Genomic DNA, 14,482 nt, shown 5'->3' with positions numbered 1-14,482 from the left:
GGTGTCAGGGGCGCGTGAGGCGGGCGAGGGCGTCGACGAAGGCGTCCACGTCGGACTCCTCGGTGTCGAAGCCGCACATCCAGCGCACCTCGCGGCGCGCCGCGTCCCAGTCGTAGAAGCGGAACACGTCGCGGAGCTGATCGGCGACGCCCTCCGGCAGAGTCGCGAACACGCCGTTCGCCTGCGTCGGCTGCGTGAACTCCACTCCGACGATCGACCCGTCGGCGAGACCGTCCTCGATCCGCCCGCGGAGCCGGGCCGCCATGGCGTTGGCGTGCCGGGCGTTGCGCAGCCACAGGTCGCCGTCGAGCAGGGCGATGAGCTGCGCCGAGACGAACCGCATCTTCGACGAGAGCTGCATGTTGAACTTGCGCGCGTAGTTGAGGCCGACGGCGGCCTCCGGGTTCAGCACGACGATGGCCTCGCCGAGCATCGCGCCGTTCTTCGTGCCGCCGAAGGTCAGCACGTCCACCCCGACGTCGGTCGTGAACGCCCGCAGCGGGAGGTCGAGGGCGGCGGCCGCGTTCGACAGGCGCGCGCCGTCGACGTGGAGCTTCATGCCGCGCGCGTGGACGTGATCGGCGATCGTGCGGATCTCCTCCGCCGTGTACAGCGTGCCGAGCTCGGTGGACTGCGTGATCGAGACCACCAGCGGCTGCGCGCGGTGCTCGTCGCCCCAGCCCCAGGCCTCGCGGTCGATGAGGTCGGGGGTGAGCTTGCCGTCGTCGGTGGGGACTGTGAGGAGCTTGAAGCCGCCGATCTTCTCGGGCGCTCCGCCTTCGTCGACGTTGATGTGGGCGGTCGAGGCCGCGATCACGGCACCCCAGCGCGGCAGCATCGACTGCAGGCCGGTGACGTTCGCCCCGGTGCCGTTGAACACGGGGTACGCCGCGGCGGTGTCGCCGAAGTGCGCCTGGAACACCTCCTGTAGGCGGGCGGTGTAGGCGTCCTCGCCGTAGGCCACCTGGTGGCCACCGTTCGCGGCCGCGAGGGCCGCCAGGACCTCGGGGTGGATGCCGGAGTAGTTGTCACTGGCGAAGCCCCGGATGGCGGGGTCGTGCGGGATGCTCACCGGACAAGCCTAATCGCCTTCCCCTACCGGATGTCGGAAGCCCGCTCTACCCTCGAACTCATGGAGCGCAGCGCGGCGAAGACCGCTTTCGCGAACGTCCTCGTCAACACGTTGATCGCCAACGTCACGACGAGCTTCCTGTGGTTCGCCCTCACGTTCTGGGTCTACATCGAGACCCGGTCCGTGCTGGCCACGGGCATCATCGGTGGTGCGTACATGCTGTTCGTCGCGTTCTTCGCGATGATGTTCGGCACCATCGTCGACCGGCACCGCAAGCACCGCGTCATGCTGCTGTCGAGCGTCATCTCCGCGGCGGCATTCCTCGTCGCAGGCGTGCTCTACCTCTGGCAGCCCGAGGCCTCCCTGCTCGACCTCGGCGGACCGTGGTTCTGGCTCTTCTCCGGCGTCATCCTGTTCGGCGGGGTGATCGAGCAGCTCCGCAACATCGCGCTGTCCACGACGGTGACGCTGCTGGTGCCGGAGGAGAAACGGGCCAACGCCAACGGTCTCGTCGGCACCGTGCAGGGGATCGCGTTCCTCGTCACGAGCGTCTTCTCCGGCCTGTCGATCGGCTTCCTCGGCATGGGGTGGACGCTGGGAATCGCGATCGCGGCGATGGCCCTCACCTTCGCGCACCTGCTGTTCATCCGGATCCCGGAGGCGGAGCCCGAGGTCGATCCGGAGGCGAAGAGCGCCGTGGACTTCCGCGGCAGCGTCCAGGCGATTCGCCAGGCGCCCGGACTGTTCGCGCTCATCGTCTTCTCGACCTTCAACAACCTCATCGGCGGCGTCTACATGGCGCTCATGGATCCGTACGGACTCACGCTGTTCGACGCGCAGATGTGGGGGTTCGCCCTGGCCTTCGCCTCGACAGGTTTCCTCATCGGCGGGGGACTGGTGGCCAAGTTCGGCCTCGGGAGGAAGCCCGTCCGCACGATGCTCCTCGTCGTGATCGCGATGGGGCTCCTCGGCGCGATCTTCATGCTGCGCGAGTGGTGGCCGCTGTACGTCCTCGGCATGTGGGTGTACATGGCGCTCGTGCCTCCCGTCGAGGCCGCGGAGCAGACCGTGATCCAGAAGGTCGTGCCGTTCGCGCGCCAGGGACGGGTGTTCGGTACTGCGGCCGCGATGGAAGCGGCGGCGGCTCCGATCACCGCCTTCCTCATCGCCCCGATCGCCGAGTTCCTCGTGATCCCGTACATGGACAGCGCGCAGGGGCAGCGGCAGTGGGGGTGGCTCCTCGGCGAAGGCGAGGCGCGGGGCATCGCACTGATCTGCCTCTTCGCGGGGCTGATCATGGTGGTCGCCGCGAGCCTGGCCTTCTTCACCCGGTCGTACCGCACCCTCACCGAGCTGTACGCCACCGCCCCGGATCCGGCACCGGAGGAGGCGCAGGCTCAGGATTCCGCCGTCGACGACGCGGAAGGGGCGAAGGACAGGCCGGACACGCATCGCGACGCCCCGCCGATCGTCCCCGGGATACCGCCCGAGTCCCGGTGACGGCGCGGACCGGGACTCAGCCCAGGTCGAGCACGCGGTCGTTGAGGTCGGCGGCGCTGGTGTCCCAGAGCCCGACGAGACGCGCGGCGAGGGCATCGGGATCGAGCGCCTTGGCGCGGAACACGACGGCAGCGGCGCGCAGCGGTTCGTCGGCTTCGCGGGCGATCTTGGCGTACCCCTGGGCGACGGCACGGGTCCAGGCTTCGCTCGCCGCCTTGACCGCTGCGTAGTTCGCTCCGCCGGCGAGGGGCCGTGCGACGGCGGTGGACGACACGATCGCGAACCGTCCGGCGGCCGAGGCGCGGAGACGGCCGTCGAAGGCCCGGCTCGTCGCCCGCACCGCTTCCAGCGCCGGGAGCAGCGCCGCGAAGTCCTCGTCGGTCTGCCCGGCGAGTCCGCCTCCACCTCGCCAGCCGCCCACGAGGGGCACGACCGCATCGACCGTCTCGAGCCGCCCGGCGAGCGCCGTCATGTCGGCGAGGGAGGTCGCGTCGGCGACCGCCGTCTCGGCGCCCGCCTCGGCCAGGGCGCGTAGTCGCTCGGACGTACGGCCGGTGGCGACCACCCGGGCGCCGGCATCGCGCAAGGCCCTCGTCGCGGCCAGTCCCGCTGCGCTCGTGGCCCCCGCCAGCACGACCACGCGGCCCTGCGCTTCCCGGCTCGTCGGCGTCGTCATGCGGTGTCCTCTCGGTCGGAGATGCCTCTGCGGCCGGACCCGGGATCCGGGTCTCCGGCCGCAGAGGTGGTGCGCCCCAGCGTCACAACGGAGCGGTGCGGATCAGTCGTCCGTGCCGCGGATGCCGACCGTCGACTCGATGACCGGCTTCATCTTCTTGTCGAGCGTCTCGAAGAACATCGACAGCGGGAACTCGTCGTCCAGGACCGCGTCCGTGTAGCCCTTCGGTGCCCCGGCGAGGATCTCGTCCGACAGTCCGCGGGCCCACTGCGACGCGGGGTGCGGCGTCAGCGTGCTGCGGACCAGCTCGTAGGCGGCGAGCCAGTGCGCGACCTTGGGGCGGTCGATCGAGTGCCAGTACAGGTCGTCGATCGCGTCACCGAGCGCCACGACGGCGTCCGGCACGTTCTCCCAGTCGAAGGCGAGCGCCGTGTCGGTCCAGTGCAGCACGCCGCGCTGGTGCAGCCACGCGAACAGGAGCTGGCCGCCCACCGCGTCGTAGTTGCGCACGCGCGTGCCGGTGATGGCGAAGCGGAAGATGCGGTCGAAGATCACGGCGTACTGCACGAGGTGCGCGTACTCGTGCATCTCCCGCTCGGTCTCCGTGAGCTCTTCGCCCGCGGCGACCCGGGCATCCAGCGCCCGCTCGATCTTCACCGACTCACGGAACGCCGTCATGTCGCAGCGCATCTCTTCCAGCGAGTAGAGGAAGAACGGCATCCGCTGCTTGATCATGAACGGGTCGAAGGGCAGGTCTCCGCGCATGTGGGTGCGGTCGTGGATGATGTCCCACATCACGAAGGTCTTCTCGGCGACCTCCTGGTCCTCCAGCATCGCCGCCGCGCGCTCGGGGAGGTCGAGGTTGGTGATCTCCGAGGCCGCACGGACCACGCGGCGGTAGCGGGCGGCCTCGCGGTCCTGGAAGATCGCGCCCCAGGTGAACGTCGGGATCTCGCGCATGGCGACGGTCTCCGGGAAGAGCACGGCGGAGTTCGTGTCGTAGCCGGGCGTGAAGTCCACGAGCCGAAGCGAGACGAAGAGCTTGTTGCCGTAGTCGCCGGCCTCGAGCGCGGCGATGAACTCCGGCCAGATGGTCTCGACGATGAGCGCCTCGACCAGGCGGTCGCTCGAGCCGTTCTGGGTGTACATCGGGAAGACCACGAGGTGGCGGATGCCGTCGACGCGATGCTGCTGCGGCTGGAAGGCCACGAGCGAGTCGAGGAAGTCCGGCACGCCGAAGCCCTCGGCCGCCCAGCGCTCGAAGTCGGCGATGGAGGCGGAGAGGTACTCCGCGTCGTGGGGGAAGGCGGGGGCGAGGGCCCGGATCGCGGCGGTGATCTCCCCGACGAGCGCGGTCGCCTGGTCCAGGGTCGCCGAGCTCGTCGAAGCGCCAGGGATCGAGCCGTCCTTGATCTGCAGCTCGCGGATGGCGATCGCCGCCTGCTTGAGCTGCGCCCAGGCGGCGGAGTTCTCGACGATCGACGCATCCTCGACGACCTCGGGTTCGCCGACGATGGCCTGAACAGCGGAACTGTTGGCGGAAACGAGGGACATCGGAACCTCCGATCGCAGTGAAAAACGGAAAGATTCCGGTGATAACGGAATCCTGACGATAATCTTACAGCTATGGATGATTCTGTCGACCGTGCGATCCTGGCGACCATCTCCCGTGACGGGAGGGCGACGCTGTCCCAGCTCTCCGAGGCCGTCGGGCTGTCCGTGTCGGCGGTGCAGTCCCGGTTGCGGCGACTCGAGACCCGCGGCGTCATCACCGGCTACCGGGCGATCCTGGACCCGGAGCAGGCGGGGACTCCGCTGTCCGCCTTCATCGAGATCACGCCGCTCGATCCGGCCCAGCCCGACAACGCCCCCGAGCTCCTGGAGCACCTCGACGCGATCGAGGCGTGTCACTCCATCGCCGGGGACGCGAGCTACATGCTGTTCGTCCGCGTGCCGACGCCGCGCGACCTGGAACAGCTCGTCCGCGATGTCCGGCTCGCGGCGAACGTGAGCACCCGCACGACCGTGGTCCTGCAGACCTACTACGAGCACCGGCCCATCATCCCGGTCGCGTCCGCCGAGTAGACCGGCGACGTGGGATCATCATCCAGACGTTCCTCGACGGGGACGGAGAGCGGAGAGAACCATGTCCTTCCAGGCATACCTCGACAAGGTCGAGACCCAGACCGGCCTCACGCCGCGGCAGTTCATCGACCTCGCCCACGAGCAGGGGTTCGACGAGAGCACGAAGTCCACGGTCGTCCTCAACTGGCTCAAGCAGGAGTACGGCCTCGGTCACGGCCACGCGCAGGCCATGGTCCACGTCATCCTCAAGGGGTCGAAGATCAGCGACAAACACGTCGGCACGACCGGGGCGCACGCCGACAAGACCGACGAGCTCTGGCTCGACGGCAAGGACAGCAACCCGCACCGCTGAGCTCGCCGCCTCGCCGCGACGACTAGGATTCCGTGGGTGGCAGCATCCTCCCAGCGCAAGAAGAAGTCCGGTCGGCGCACCCCGCCGCGCACCAGCGGAAACCCGGCCAAGCGGCCGGTCGTCGAAGCGGGTCCGGTGACGATCGGCGACTGGATCGGTGCGGCGCGTCTGCGCACGCTGCCCCTCGCGATCGCCCCCGTCGTCATCGGTACGGGAGCCGCACGCAGCACGGGTCCGGAGTTCCACTGGGTGATCGCGCTCGCGTGCCTCGCTGTGGCGGTCCTGCTGCAGATCGGCGTGAACTTCACCAATGACTACAGCGACGGCATCCGCGGCACCGACGCCCATCGGGTCGGCCCGGCGCGGCTCACGGCCTCCGGCCGCGTGAAGCCGCGCACGGTGCTCGTCATCGGCCTCGTCTTCTTCGCGCTCGCCGCAGCGGTCGGGATCGCGATCGTCGTCCGCACCGGACAGTGGTGGATGCTCGCGGTCGGTGCGGCCTGCATCGTCGCGGCCTGGTTCTACACCGGCGGCAAGAGGCCCTACGGGTACTACGGCCTCGGCGAGGTCTTCGTCTTCGTGTTCTTCGGGCTCGTGGCCACCCTGGGCACCACGTGGGTGCAGGTCTTCATGCTCCCGCAGCAGGCCTGGCTCGGAGCGATCGCCGCCGGCCTGTTCGCCTGCGCGGTGCTGCTGGCCAACAACCTCCGCGACATCGATCAGGACCGCGAGGTCGGCAAGCGCACCCTGACGGTCCTCATCGGCCGCCGCGCCACGCAGGTCCTCTTCACGCTCTTCGTGCTCGTGCCGTTCGGCATCGCCGTGTTCCTCGCGCTGCTGTTCCCGATCGCCTGGATCTCCCTGCTCGCGCTGCTGGCCGGGCTTCCCGCGATCGTGATCGTCTGGACCTACCGTCAACCGCGGGAACTGGTCATCGCCCTCGCGCTGACGTCGCTCACCTCGCTGCTCTACGCCGGCGCCCTGTTCTGGGCCTTCGCCGGCTGACTCCGCTCCCCGTCTCCCGTCGGGCACAACTTCGGAGCTCGCGACCGACACGCCGTCGTCCTGGCCCTCTCCCCGGCGCGTTTTGCGGTCGCTCCGAAGTCGTGCGCGGTGAGACCTGCACAGGGGGCCGAGATGTCGGTCGAACCTATGGCTTAGCCGAGAGTTTTGAGACCGAGTCCAACAATGGAGACGCGGACAGGGCCGGTCACGACTTCGGAGACGGTGGACGACACGCCGCGTTGATGACCGCGCGGGCGGCGTGCCGCGGCGGATCTCCGAAGTTGTGCGCGGGTGCGCGACGGAAGAGGGCGTCAGGGGCGCTCGTCGGGGGAGCGGTCGACGAGCTCGTCTTCGGCGTCGGCGTCGGCCTGCTGTCCGGAGACCTTGCCCTGCCGGCGCTCGTGCAAGCGGGCGGAGGCGTCCGAGAGCGGGGTGCGCAGGAAGAGCATCGAGATGCTCGCGCCGATGAGGGCGGCGAAGATCGCGGCGAGCCACCAGAACTCGCGGAAGATCGGGAAGAAGAACCACAGGATGGCCAGCGGGACGAGGAACGCCAGCAGGCGCAGCACGGTGTAGACGAGGAGGGGGGCGGGCTTCTTCACCCCCTCAGTCTACGTTCGCGGTCCCGTGGCCCCGCCGGGAACCCGGAGCCCGAGGCTGACGAAGGGGATGCCCCGCACCACGCGCCGCCACGGATGCTCACCCAGCGTCCACAGCAGCTCGTCGTCGGGGTCGAGGGCCAGATCCTCGCAGCCGACGGGCAGAGCCATCGGGTGCCGGGTGAGTGCATCGTGGCGGCCGGACCACAGCACCCCGGGCCGGAGGTGATCGGACTGTGAGACGAGGTAGCGGTCACCCCACCGCACGGCTCCCTGCATGTGCCGGATGCCCGGAGTGAAGTGCTCGAGTTCGAGGAAGCCCTCGTGGGGGCCATGGGGAATGGTGAACTCGCCGACCGCTCCCGTCTCCTGGCCGCGGTATTCGCCGATGAGCACGCGGGGGAGCGGGGTCCCGTCCGCGTCGAACACCCGACCGAGGAAGGAGCATCGGAGGGCGACGGGGTGGCGGCGGGTCCTGACCGCGACCACGGCCGTCCGCCGGTCGCGGCGCCGTCGACCGCCGCGCACCCGCTGGGCATCGGTGCCGTGCACCCGCCGGAGCGCACCGAGGTCGAACTCCCAGATGCCCTGCCCGGTGGCGGCCGCGAACAGGCGGTCGCCGAACCAGGCGAGTCCTCCCGCATGGATCGGTGCGGGCTGCAGGACGCCGTCGTCGTCGGCGACGGCCAGCACGATGTCGAGGCGGCGGGTGCGTTCGCGATCCACGAGGGTCACGCGCGAGGCGAGGTGGCGCCCCGACGGGTCCTGGCGGAACCAGCTCACCGCGAGAGCGCGTCGTCCGCGGCGCTCGCCGACGTCGATGCCCTGGGGGTACCAGCGCTGGGTCCACGACCGTGCCGTGAGCCAGCGCAGCTCGATGCCTCCGACGCGCTGGCGCCGCCACATCGGGCGCCATATCGTGCTCCAGGGCCACCGCATCCGTCCATCGTCGCCGATCCGGAGGCTCGGCGCGAATTTTCACGGATTGACCTAGGCCGATTCGCGCGATCGAACAGACGGTTGTATCGTGTTACGTGTTGAGTGCTGATCTTCATGGAGTCGCTCTCGACGACGCCTCGCGGTTCGCTGGTGGGGGCCAGTACCGCCGCGAGGTGGCCGTCGCCTCACGGTGACGGTTCACCGGGTGTTCGCATCCGGCAGTGCAACGCACTGGGGGTGTGGCTCGTTCGGGTGCGGGCCACACCTCAGCGTTCACCTCGCGCGTCACCGGACGTTCACCGCACGGTCGCTCTCCGGCCACCGTCGCCTGCCACGATGACGAGCCCATCGCCCACTCCGGGAGCTCCGTGCGCACGCCCCTCGTCACCGTCATCCTGCCTGCGAAGGACGCCGGCCCGTACATCGGCACCACCCTCGAGACGCTCACCCGGCAGTTCGACGATCCCGCCGCTCTGAAGCTCGTGGCCATCGACGACGGCTCCCGCGACGAGACCGGCGCGCTCATGGCGCACTATGCGGAGCGGTTCCCGCACGCCCAGGTGCTGCGGAACGCCGAGCCGCGCGGGCTGGCGTCGGCACGCAATCAGGGGCTCGCGCACGTCGAGGGCGAGGCGTTCTGCTTCGTCGACGGGGACGACTGGATGCAGCCGCAGCGCCTCGCGGTCCTCGCCGCGCGCCTGCGAGAGCTCCGGTGCGACTTCCTCCGGACGGATCATGTCACCGTCACCGGGACGCGGCGTGCGCTCGTCCGTGCTCCGTATCCGTGGAGGGAGCGGGTCGTGCCACCCCGGGAGGCGATCCTTCCGGTCGATGAGCCGAGCATGGTGGACTACCCCTTCGCCTGGGCGGGACTCCTGCACCGCCGTCTGCTCGACCGGGGGCTCGCCGCGTTCCCCTCCGGCCTCTTCACGGCCGAGGACCGCCCGTGGATCTGGCGCCTGCATCTGGAAGCGGCCTCGTTCGCCGTGGTGGACGCCCCGGCGCTGCTCTACCGCCGAGGCGTCGAGACGTCGCTCACGCAGGTGCACGACCGCCGCCAGCTCGACTTCGCCCCCGCGCTGGCGGAGGTGATCGAGCTCGTCCGGAAAGACCGCGATGCCGACCGCTTCCTCCCGAAGGCCGTCTGGACCGCGCTCGCCCTCAGCGCGCATCACCTGGTGCGCTCGCGGCGCATGGCGCCACCCGTGCGTCGCGAGATGCGGAGGCGGATCCGTGCGCTGCTGCACGACCTCCCGGCGGCGGAGGTCGCCACGGTGCTCGCCCGGCTCGATGGTCCGCGACGTCGGGTGCTCGCGCGCAGCCTGCGCGGCGGAGGCCACGCGACATGACCCGCCTCTTCGCCCTGCACAGCGCTTACGGACTCGCGACCGCGGCCGCCGCGATCGATGCGGGCCTGCTCGACGCGGGCTCCGGCGCGGGCGCTCGCGCCCCGGAGCGGGTGCTCGTGCCGTTCACCTCGTCGCGGGTCCCGGAGACGGTCGTCGGCATCGACACGGATCCCGCGCTGCACTCCCTCCGCGGCCGGTTCCATCGTGTCGAGCCGTTGGCCGACGTGCTGGGACCCCTGCATCCGAGCGCCTGGGAACCCGCGGACGCCGACCTCCCCGTGCTGGGGCGACTCCTCGCGCGAGCGTGGCGGCTCGACCCGCGGGAGATCGAGCTGTTCGTGCAGAGCCCCCAGGTCGCACCGGCCCGTACTCTCCTCTCCGTGTTCCCCGAGGCGCGGGTGACCATCGTCGGCGACGGCCTCATGACCTACGCGCCGATGCGGGTACGGCTGCCGCACGCGGTCACGGCGCGGATCGAACGGGTCGTGTACGCCGACGTGGTGCCCGGCGTCCGTCCGTTGGTGGCCTGTCCGCACGCGGTGGCGGTCCCGGTGCCTCCGGAGTCCTTCGCGGCAGCGCTGCAGGAGACGGGAGAGTCGTCGCAAGGGTCGACCGCCGCAGGACCGGCGACGGTGCTCGTGCTGGGACAGTACCTCGCGGCCCTCGGTCTGATGACCGCGACGGAGGAGGTAGCGCTCCAGCAGCGTCTGGTCGACCGGGCGGCGGAAGAGCTCCCGGAGCGGATCGTCTTCAAGCCCCATCCCGCAGCACCGCCGCAGCTCGCCCACGCCGTGCGCGCTCATGCGGAGAGTCGCGGTCTGGCGTTCGTGGAGGACCGCGGTCGTCTGGCTGCCGAACTCCTGGCGGAGCGCCTCGACGCGCGCGCCGTCGTGGCGACCTTCTCGACGGCTCTGCCCACGGTCCGCACCCTGTTCGGGAGGAGGATCGGCGCCGCGGGCGCGACGGAGCTGCTCCGCACCCTGACCCCGGTGGAGAACAGCAACCGCATCCCCCTGACGATCGTCGATGCGCTCACACGGACGCTCTCCCCCTACGCCGATCCGGATCGGTTGCAGCTCCTCGTGGACGCGGTGGGCTACACGATGCAGCCGGAGATCGCGGGGCACCTTCGAGCCAGGGCGGAGGAGCTGCTGGACGGCTTCGACCACGAGGAGCGTCGGCGGTACTTCGCACCGGAGCGGCTGACCGCGCTCGCCCTCCCCGGGGGGTCGGCGCCGCGGGGCGTGCACCGCCTGCTGGCTCCGCGCGGCGGCGTGGGACGGATAGAGGAATGGCGGCTGTCCGCTGTCGGCGCCCGACGCCGCGCCGGCCGTGCCTGGCGGGAGATCCGCGGACGATGAGGAGACACGACATGGACGAGCGCCTGCAGACGACGGTGGCGATCATCCCCGCGCGGGGCGGATCGAAGCAGATCCCGCGGAAGAACCTCGAGCGTGTGGGAGGTGTCCCCCTCGTCGCCAGAGCCGTGCACGCCGCGCGGGCGGCGGCGTGCTTCGACCTCGTGATCGTCTCGACCGACGACGACGAGATCGCCGTGGCGGCCGAGGAGGCGGGCGCGCGGGTGATCCGGCGGCCGGTCGAGCTCTCCGGAGACACCGCGACCTCGGAGGCGGCGATCCTCCATGCGCTCGATGAGCTGGAGCGCGAGGGTGAGCGGTTCGAGGTCGTCGCGTTCCTGCAGGCCACCTCGCCCTTCCTCCCGAGCGCCGCGTTGGCCGATGCCGTCGCCGAGGTGCAGCAGGGAGAGTCCGACAGCGTCTTCTCCGCCGTCGAGACCTACGGTTTCCTCTGGCGCCGGGGGGTCGACGGCACGGCCGAGGCGATCAACCACGAGGCCGGCCACCGCCCTCGCCGCCAGGACCGAGAGCCGCACTATCTGGAGACCGGAGCCTTCTACGTGTTCCGGGTCGACGGATTCCGCGCCCACCGCCACCGCTTCTTCGGGCGGATCGGGATCGCCCCCGTGTCCGAGGAGACCGCGATCGAGATCGACGATGCCGCGCAGCTTCAGGCCGCACGGGCCCTTGCCGTTCTGCATGAGAGCCCGGTGCGGATCCCCGTCCGCGCCGTGGTCACCGACTTCGACGGGGTGCATACCGACGACACGGCGATCATCGACGCGGATGGCGGAGAGCGGGTGCGGGTCAGCCGGGAGGACGGGATGGGCGTCTCGCTCCTGCGGCGGGCGGGGGTGCCGATGCTGATCCTTTCTACCGAGGTGAACCCCGTGGTGCGAGCCCGAGCCGACAAGCTCCGCGTCCCCGTCCTGCACGGGATCGCCGACAAGGAGGCCGCGCTGCGGCAGTGGGCGCAGGAGCAGGATGTGGCGCTCGCCGACGTCGCCTACCTCGGTAACGACGTCAACGACCTTCCCGCCATGCGGATCGTGGGCTGGCCGGTCGCCGTCGCGAACGCCCACCCGCTCGTCCGTGCGGAGGCGCGCGTCGTGCTGGGGAGGCGAGGCGGCGACGGGGCCGTGCGGGAGCTCGTCGAACGGGTGTTGTCGAGCTGACCGCCCCCGGTAACCGTCCGGTCGATCGGTGTTCACCCGCGGCCCGTACTCAGGAAGGACGGGGCGGTTGACCGTTCGACGACCGGAGGAATCATGACTGTCAGCATCGGATCGCACGTGATCGGCGGCGGCCGTCCCGCCTACGTCATCGCGGAGATCGGCCTCAACCACAACGGCGACGTCGACATCGCCAAGCGCCTCATCGACGTCGCGGCCCGAGCCGGCGCGGACGCGGTGAAGTTCCAGAAGCGCACGCCCGAGATCTCCACCCCGGAGCACATGCGCGACGTGCCGCGAGAGACGCCGTGGGGCACCATGAGCTACCTCGACTACCGGCGCCGAGTGGAGTTCGGCCGCGACGAGTACGTCGAGATCGGCGACCACGCGACGATGCAGGGCCTGGACTGGTTCGCCTCGCCGTGGGACGTGCCGAGCGTCGCCTTCCTCGAAGACCTCAACGTCGTGGCGCACAAGGTCGCGTCGGCGAGTCTGACCGACACCGAGCTGCTCGTCGCGCTGCGCGAGACCGGGAAGCCGGTCATCCTCTCGACGGGCATGTCCACCATGGAGCAGATCGACCGCGCGCTGGACACGCTCGGCACCGACCGTGTCGTCCTCATGCACGCGACCTCGACCTATCCGCTCGAGCCCGAGGAGGCGAACCTGCGGGTGATCGCGACCCTGCGGGACCGCTATCCGGGGATCCCGGTCGGCTATTCGGGACACGAGCGCGGCCTGCAGATCTCCCTCGCCGCGGTCGCGATGGGAGCCGTCGCCGTGGAGCGCCACATCACCCTGGACCGGACGATGTGGGGTTCTGATCACGCCGCATCCCTGGAGCCCGGGGGCCTGGAACACCTGGTCCGCGACATCCGTGTCATCGAGAGCGCGGTGGGCGACGGCGTCAAGCGCGTCTTCGACAGCGAGCGGGCGCCGATGGCGAAGCTCCGCCGCGTGCCCGCATGACCGCCGGCGCCGGGATGCGCGTCGTCGCCATCGCGGACGCCGACTCGTTCGTGAAGTGGGCGGCATCGTTGCTGGGGGCCGTGCCCGACCTGCGATCGCAGCTCCTGCTGGTGCGCACGCCGTTGACGGTGAGCGCCGCGCAGCAGGATGCGGCGCTGGCGGGCACCGGCTTCGGCGCCGCCGACGTCACGCGGCTCGACTTCGAGCGCGTGGCCGGATGGCTCGAAGTCCAGCGCCCGGACGTGGTGCTGCTCGCCGGGCGGGGACCGTTCGTCCGCCTCCTGGGCCGAGTCGTCGATGCATTGCGGCATCGTCCGGTGACCGTCTCGGGGCTCCCCGGCATGGCGATCCCCGCCCAACGCGGGGCGCTCGACTACCGGCGACACACCGACCTGCTGATCGTGCACTCGCACCGCGAGCGCCGTGCCTTCGCCGAGCTCGGCGAGCGCATCGGGGTGCGGACGCCGCTCGCTCTGGCGACCCTGCCCTTCGCGCGGGGTCGCGAGCGGTGGAGTGGCAGCCGTCTCCGGGAGTCCGCGGCGGCCGGAGTGCTCTCCGGGGGTGCGGGCGCCATCGCTCTGGCGGAACGTCCTGTCGACGGAACACCCGCGGCGGTCCGTCGGCCCGGGGCGACGGACGTCGTCTTCGCCGCGCAGGCCCTCGTGCCCCGACGGCCGGAGGAGCGCGCAGCGATCGCCGCCATCCTCGTGCGCGTCGCGGAGGCCGATCCGTCGCGCCGGGTGGTCGTCAAGGTGCGGTCCCGGCCGGGGGAGGCCGAGACCCACCTCGACCGTGATCCGTACACCCGTCTCTTCACGGCGGGCCGCCCGGCGAACCTCGTGTTCTCGCACGCGCCGATGGCGACCGCGCTCGAGTCCGCCGCCGGTCTGGTCACGGTGAGCTCGACGGCGGCGGTCGAGGCGCTGGCCCACGGGGTCCCCGTGATCGCGCTCGACCGCTTCGGGGTGCACAAGAGTCTCCTCAACACGGTCTTCATCGGCAGCGGTCTGCTGGGCGGCGCGGGCGAGGTCGTCGCCGGCCGGTTCCGCCACCCGCACCCGTCCTGGCTCCGCGACAACTACTTCCACCCGGAGGTGGAGGCGGACTGGTGGGATCGGGTGCAGGAGCTCGTGGCGCTGCGTCGGGCCGGGGCCCTGCCGCATCGACGGGTGCCCGCGGCCCGCGGCGGGGCGCTGCACGAGGCCTGGCATCGCGCGAGCGTGCTCGGCCGCGCGGACCGCTCCCTCACCGGCCGCCTCGCGCTCGCCGCAGGCGTGCCTGCGACGCATGCGCTCTCCGCCCTGCGTTCGGGCCGCCACCGGTCCGCCCAGGACACCTGGGCGGACCCGACCACGGACTACACGCTGGAACCGAACCCGTTCCGGGACTCGATCCGCCGCTGACCT

General features: G+C 70.9%; 14 protein-coding genes. 9 read left to right on the top strand and 5 right to left on the bottom strand.

Annotation, left to right across the window (positions count from 1 at the left end; all coding sequences use genetic code 11):
- Positions 1–4: 4 nt before the first annotated feature.
- A complete protein-coding gene (locus AB0N68_RS02525; protein ID WP_268776646.1) occupies positions 5–1,072 on the bottom strand; it encodes a threonine aldolase family protein in 1,068 nt (355 codons plus the stop codon).
- A 60-nt stretch (positions 1,073–1,132) separates the two neighbouring features.
- Between AB0N68_RS02525 and AB0N68_RS02520 the strand changes: the two genes are divergently transcribed.
- Positions 1,133–2,572, top strand: coding sequence for an MFS transporter (locus AB0N68_RS02520; RefSeq protein WP_259954328.1), 1,440 nt, complete (start codon positions 1,133–1,135; stop codon positions 2,570–2,572).
- A gap of 16 nt (positions 2,573–2,588) precedes the next feature.
- On the opposite strand, the gene AB0N68_RS02515 is transcribed toward AB0N68_RS02520, so the two are convergent.
- Positions 2,589–3,248, bottom strand: coding sequence for an SDR family NAD(P)-dependent oxidoreductase (locus AB0N68_RS02515; RefSeq protein ID WP_187662307.1), 660 nt, complete (start codon positions 3,246–3,248; stop codon positions 2,589–2,591).
- Positions 3,249–3,350: 102 nt separating this feature from the next.
- On the bottom strand, positions 3,351–4,802 hold the full coding sequence (locus AB0N68_RS02510) for a DUF6421 family protein (protein WP_187662306.1): 1,452 nt from the start codon (positions 4,800–4,802) through the stop codon (positions 3,351–3,353).
- A 72-nt stretch (positions 4,803–4,874) separates the two neighbouring features.
- On the opposite strand from AB0N68_RS02510, the gene AB0N68_RS02505 reads away from it, so the two are divergent.
- From AB0N68_RS02505 to AB0N68_RS02495, 3 genes are all read left to right on the top strand, one after another.
- Positions 4,875–5,333, top strand: a complete 459-nt coding sequence (locus tag AB0N68_RS02505) for an Lrp/AsnC family transcriptional regulator (protein WP_187662305.1) — start codon at positions 4,875–4,877, stop codon at positions 5,331–5,333.
- Positions 5,334–5,394: 61 nt separating this feature from the next.
- Entirely contained in the window at positions 5,395–5,685 is a 291-nt protein-coding gene (locus tag AB0N68_RS02500; RefSeq protein WP_292794676.1) for a DUF4287 domain-containing protein, read from the top strand.
- Between the two features lie 36 nt (positions 5,686–5,721).
- The gene (locus AB0N68_RS02495; protein ID WP_259954332.1) at positions 5,722–6,690 is read left to right on the top strand and encodes a 1,4-dihydroxy-2-naphthoate polyprenyltransferase; all 969 of its coding nucleotides are present in this window, start codon (positions 5,722–5,724) and stop codon (positions 6,688–6,690) included.
- Positions 6,691–7,001: 311 nt separating this feature from the next.
- On the opposite strand, the gene AB0N68_RS02490 is transcribed toward AB0N68_RS02495, so the two are convergent.
- Both AB0N68_RS02490 and AB0N68_RS02485 read right to left on the bottom strand, forming a co-directional pair.
- Positions 7,002–7,292 carry a DUF4229 domain-containing protein gene (locus AB0N68_RS02490; RefSeq protein WP_259954334.1) on the bottom strand — a complete coding sequence of 97 codons (291 nt, stop codon included), beginning with the start codon at positions 7,290–7,292 and terminating at the stop codon, positions 7,002–7,004.
- Between the two features lie 9 nt (positions 7,293–7,301).
- A complete protein-coding gene (locus tag AB0N68_RS02485) occupies positions 7,302–8,228 on the bottom strand; it encodes a hypothetical protein (protein WP_259954335.1) in 927 nt (308 codons plus the stop codon).
- 368 nt (positions 8,229–8,596) lie between these two features.
- Here AB0N68_RS02485 and AB0N68_RS02480 point away from each other — a divergent pair, with 368 nt between their 5' ends.
- The 5 genes from AB0N68_RS02480 to AB0N68_RS02460 all read left to right on the top strand — a co-directional run bounded on the left by AB0N68_RS02480 (position 8,597) and on the right by AB0N68_RS02460 (position 14,479).
- Entirely contained in the window at positions 8,597–9,577 is a 981-nt protein-coding gene (locus AB0N68_RS02480; protein WP_292794673.1) for a glycosyltransferase family 2 protein, read from the top strand.
- Positions 9,574–10,938 carry a polysialyltransferase family glycosyltransferase gene (locus AB0N68_RS02475; RefSeq protein ID WP_292794671.1) on the top strand — a complete coding sequence of 455 codons (1,365 nt, stop codon included), beginning with the start codon at positions 9,574–9,576 and terminating at the stop codon, positions 10,936–10,938. Before AB0N68_RS02480 ends, AB0N68_RS02475 begins: the two co-directional genes overlap by 4 nt.
- Before the next feature lie 11 nt (positions 10,939–10,949).
- Positions 10,950–12,110: an acylneuraminate cytidylyltransferase gene (locus tag AB0N68_RS02470; RefSeq protein ID WP_232089090.1), complete on the top strand. Its 1,161-nt coding sequence runs from the start codon at positions 10,950–10,952 to the stop codon at positions 12,108–12,110.
- Positions 12,111–12,203: 93 nt separating this feature from the next.
- Positions 12,204–13,076, top strand: a complete 873-nt coding sequence (locus AB0N68_RS02465) for an N-acetylneuraminate synthase family protein (RefSeq protein ID WP_197971849.1) — start codon at positions 12,204–12,206, stop codon at positions 13,074–13,076.
- The gene (locus AB0N68_RS02460) at positions 13,073–14,479 is read left to right on the top strand and encodes a DUF6716 putative glycosyltransferase (RefSeq protein WP_313366716.1); all 1,407 of its coding nucleotides are present in this window, start codon (positions 13,073–13,075) and stop codon (positions 14,477–14,479) included. Before AB0N68_RS02465 ends, AB0N68_RS02460 begins: the two co-directional genes overlap by 4 nt.
- The last annotated feature ends 3 nt before the right edge of the window (positions 14,480–14,482 follow it).

Origin of the sequence: Microbacterium meiriae (assembly GCF_040685015.1) — a bacterium.
GTDB lineage: Bacteria > Actinomycetota > Actinomycetes > Actinomycetales > Microbacteriaceae > Microbacterium > Microbacterium meiriae.
Note: the sequence above shows the minus strand (reverse complement) of the source record. Positions and strands in the feature narration are given on the sequence as shown.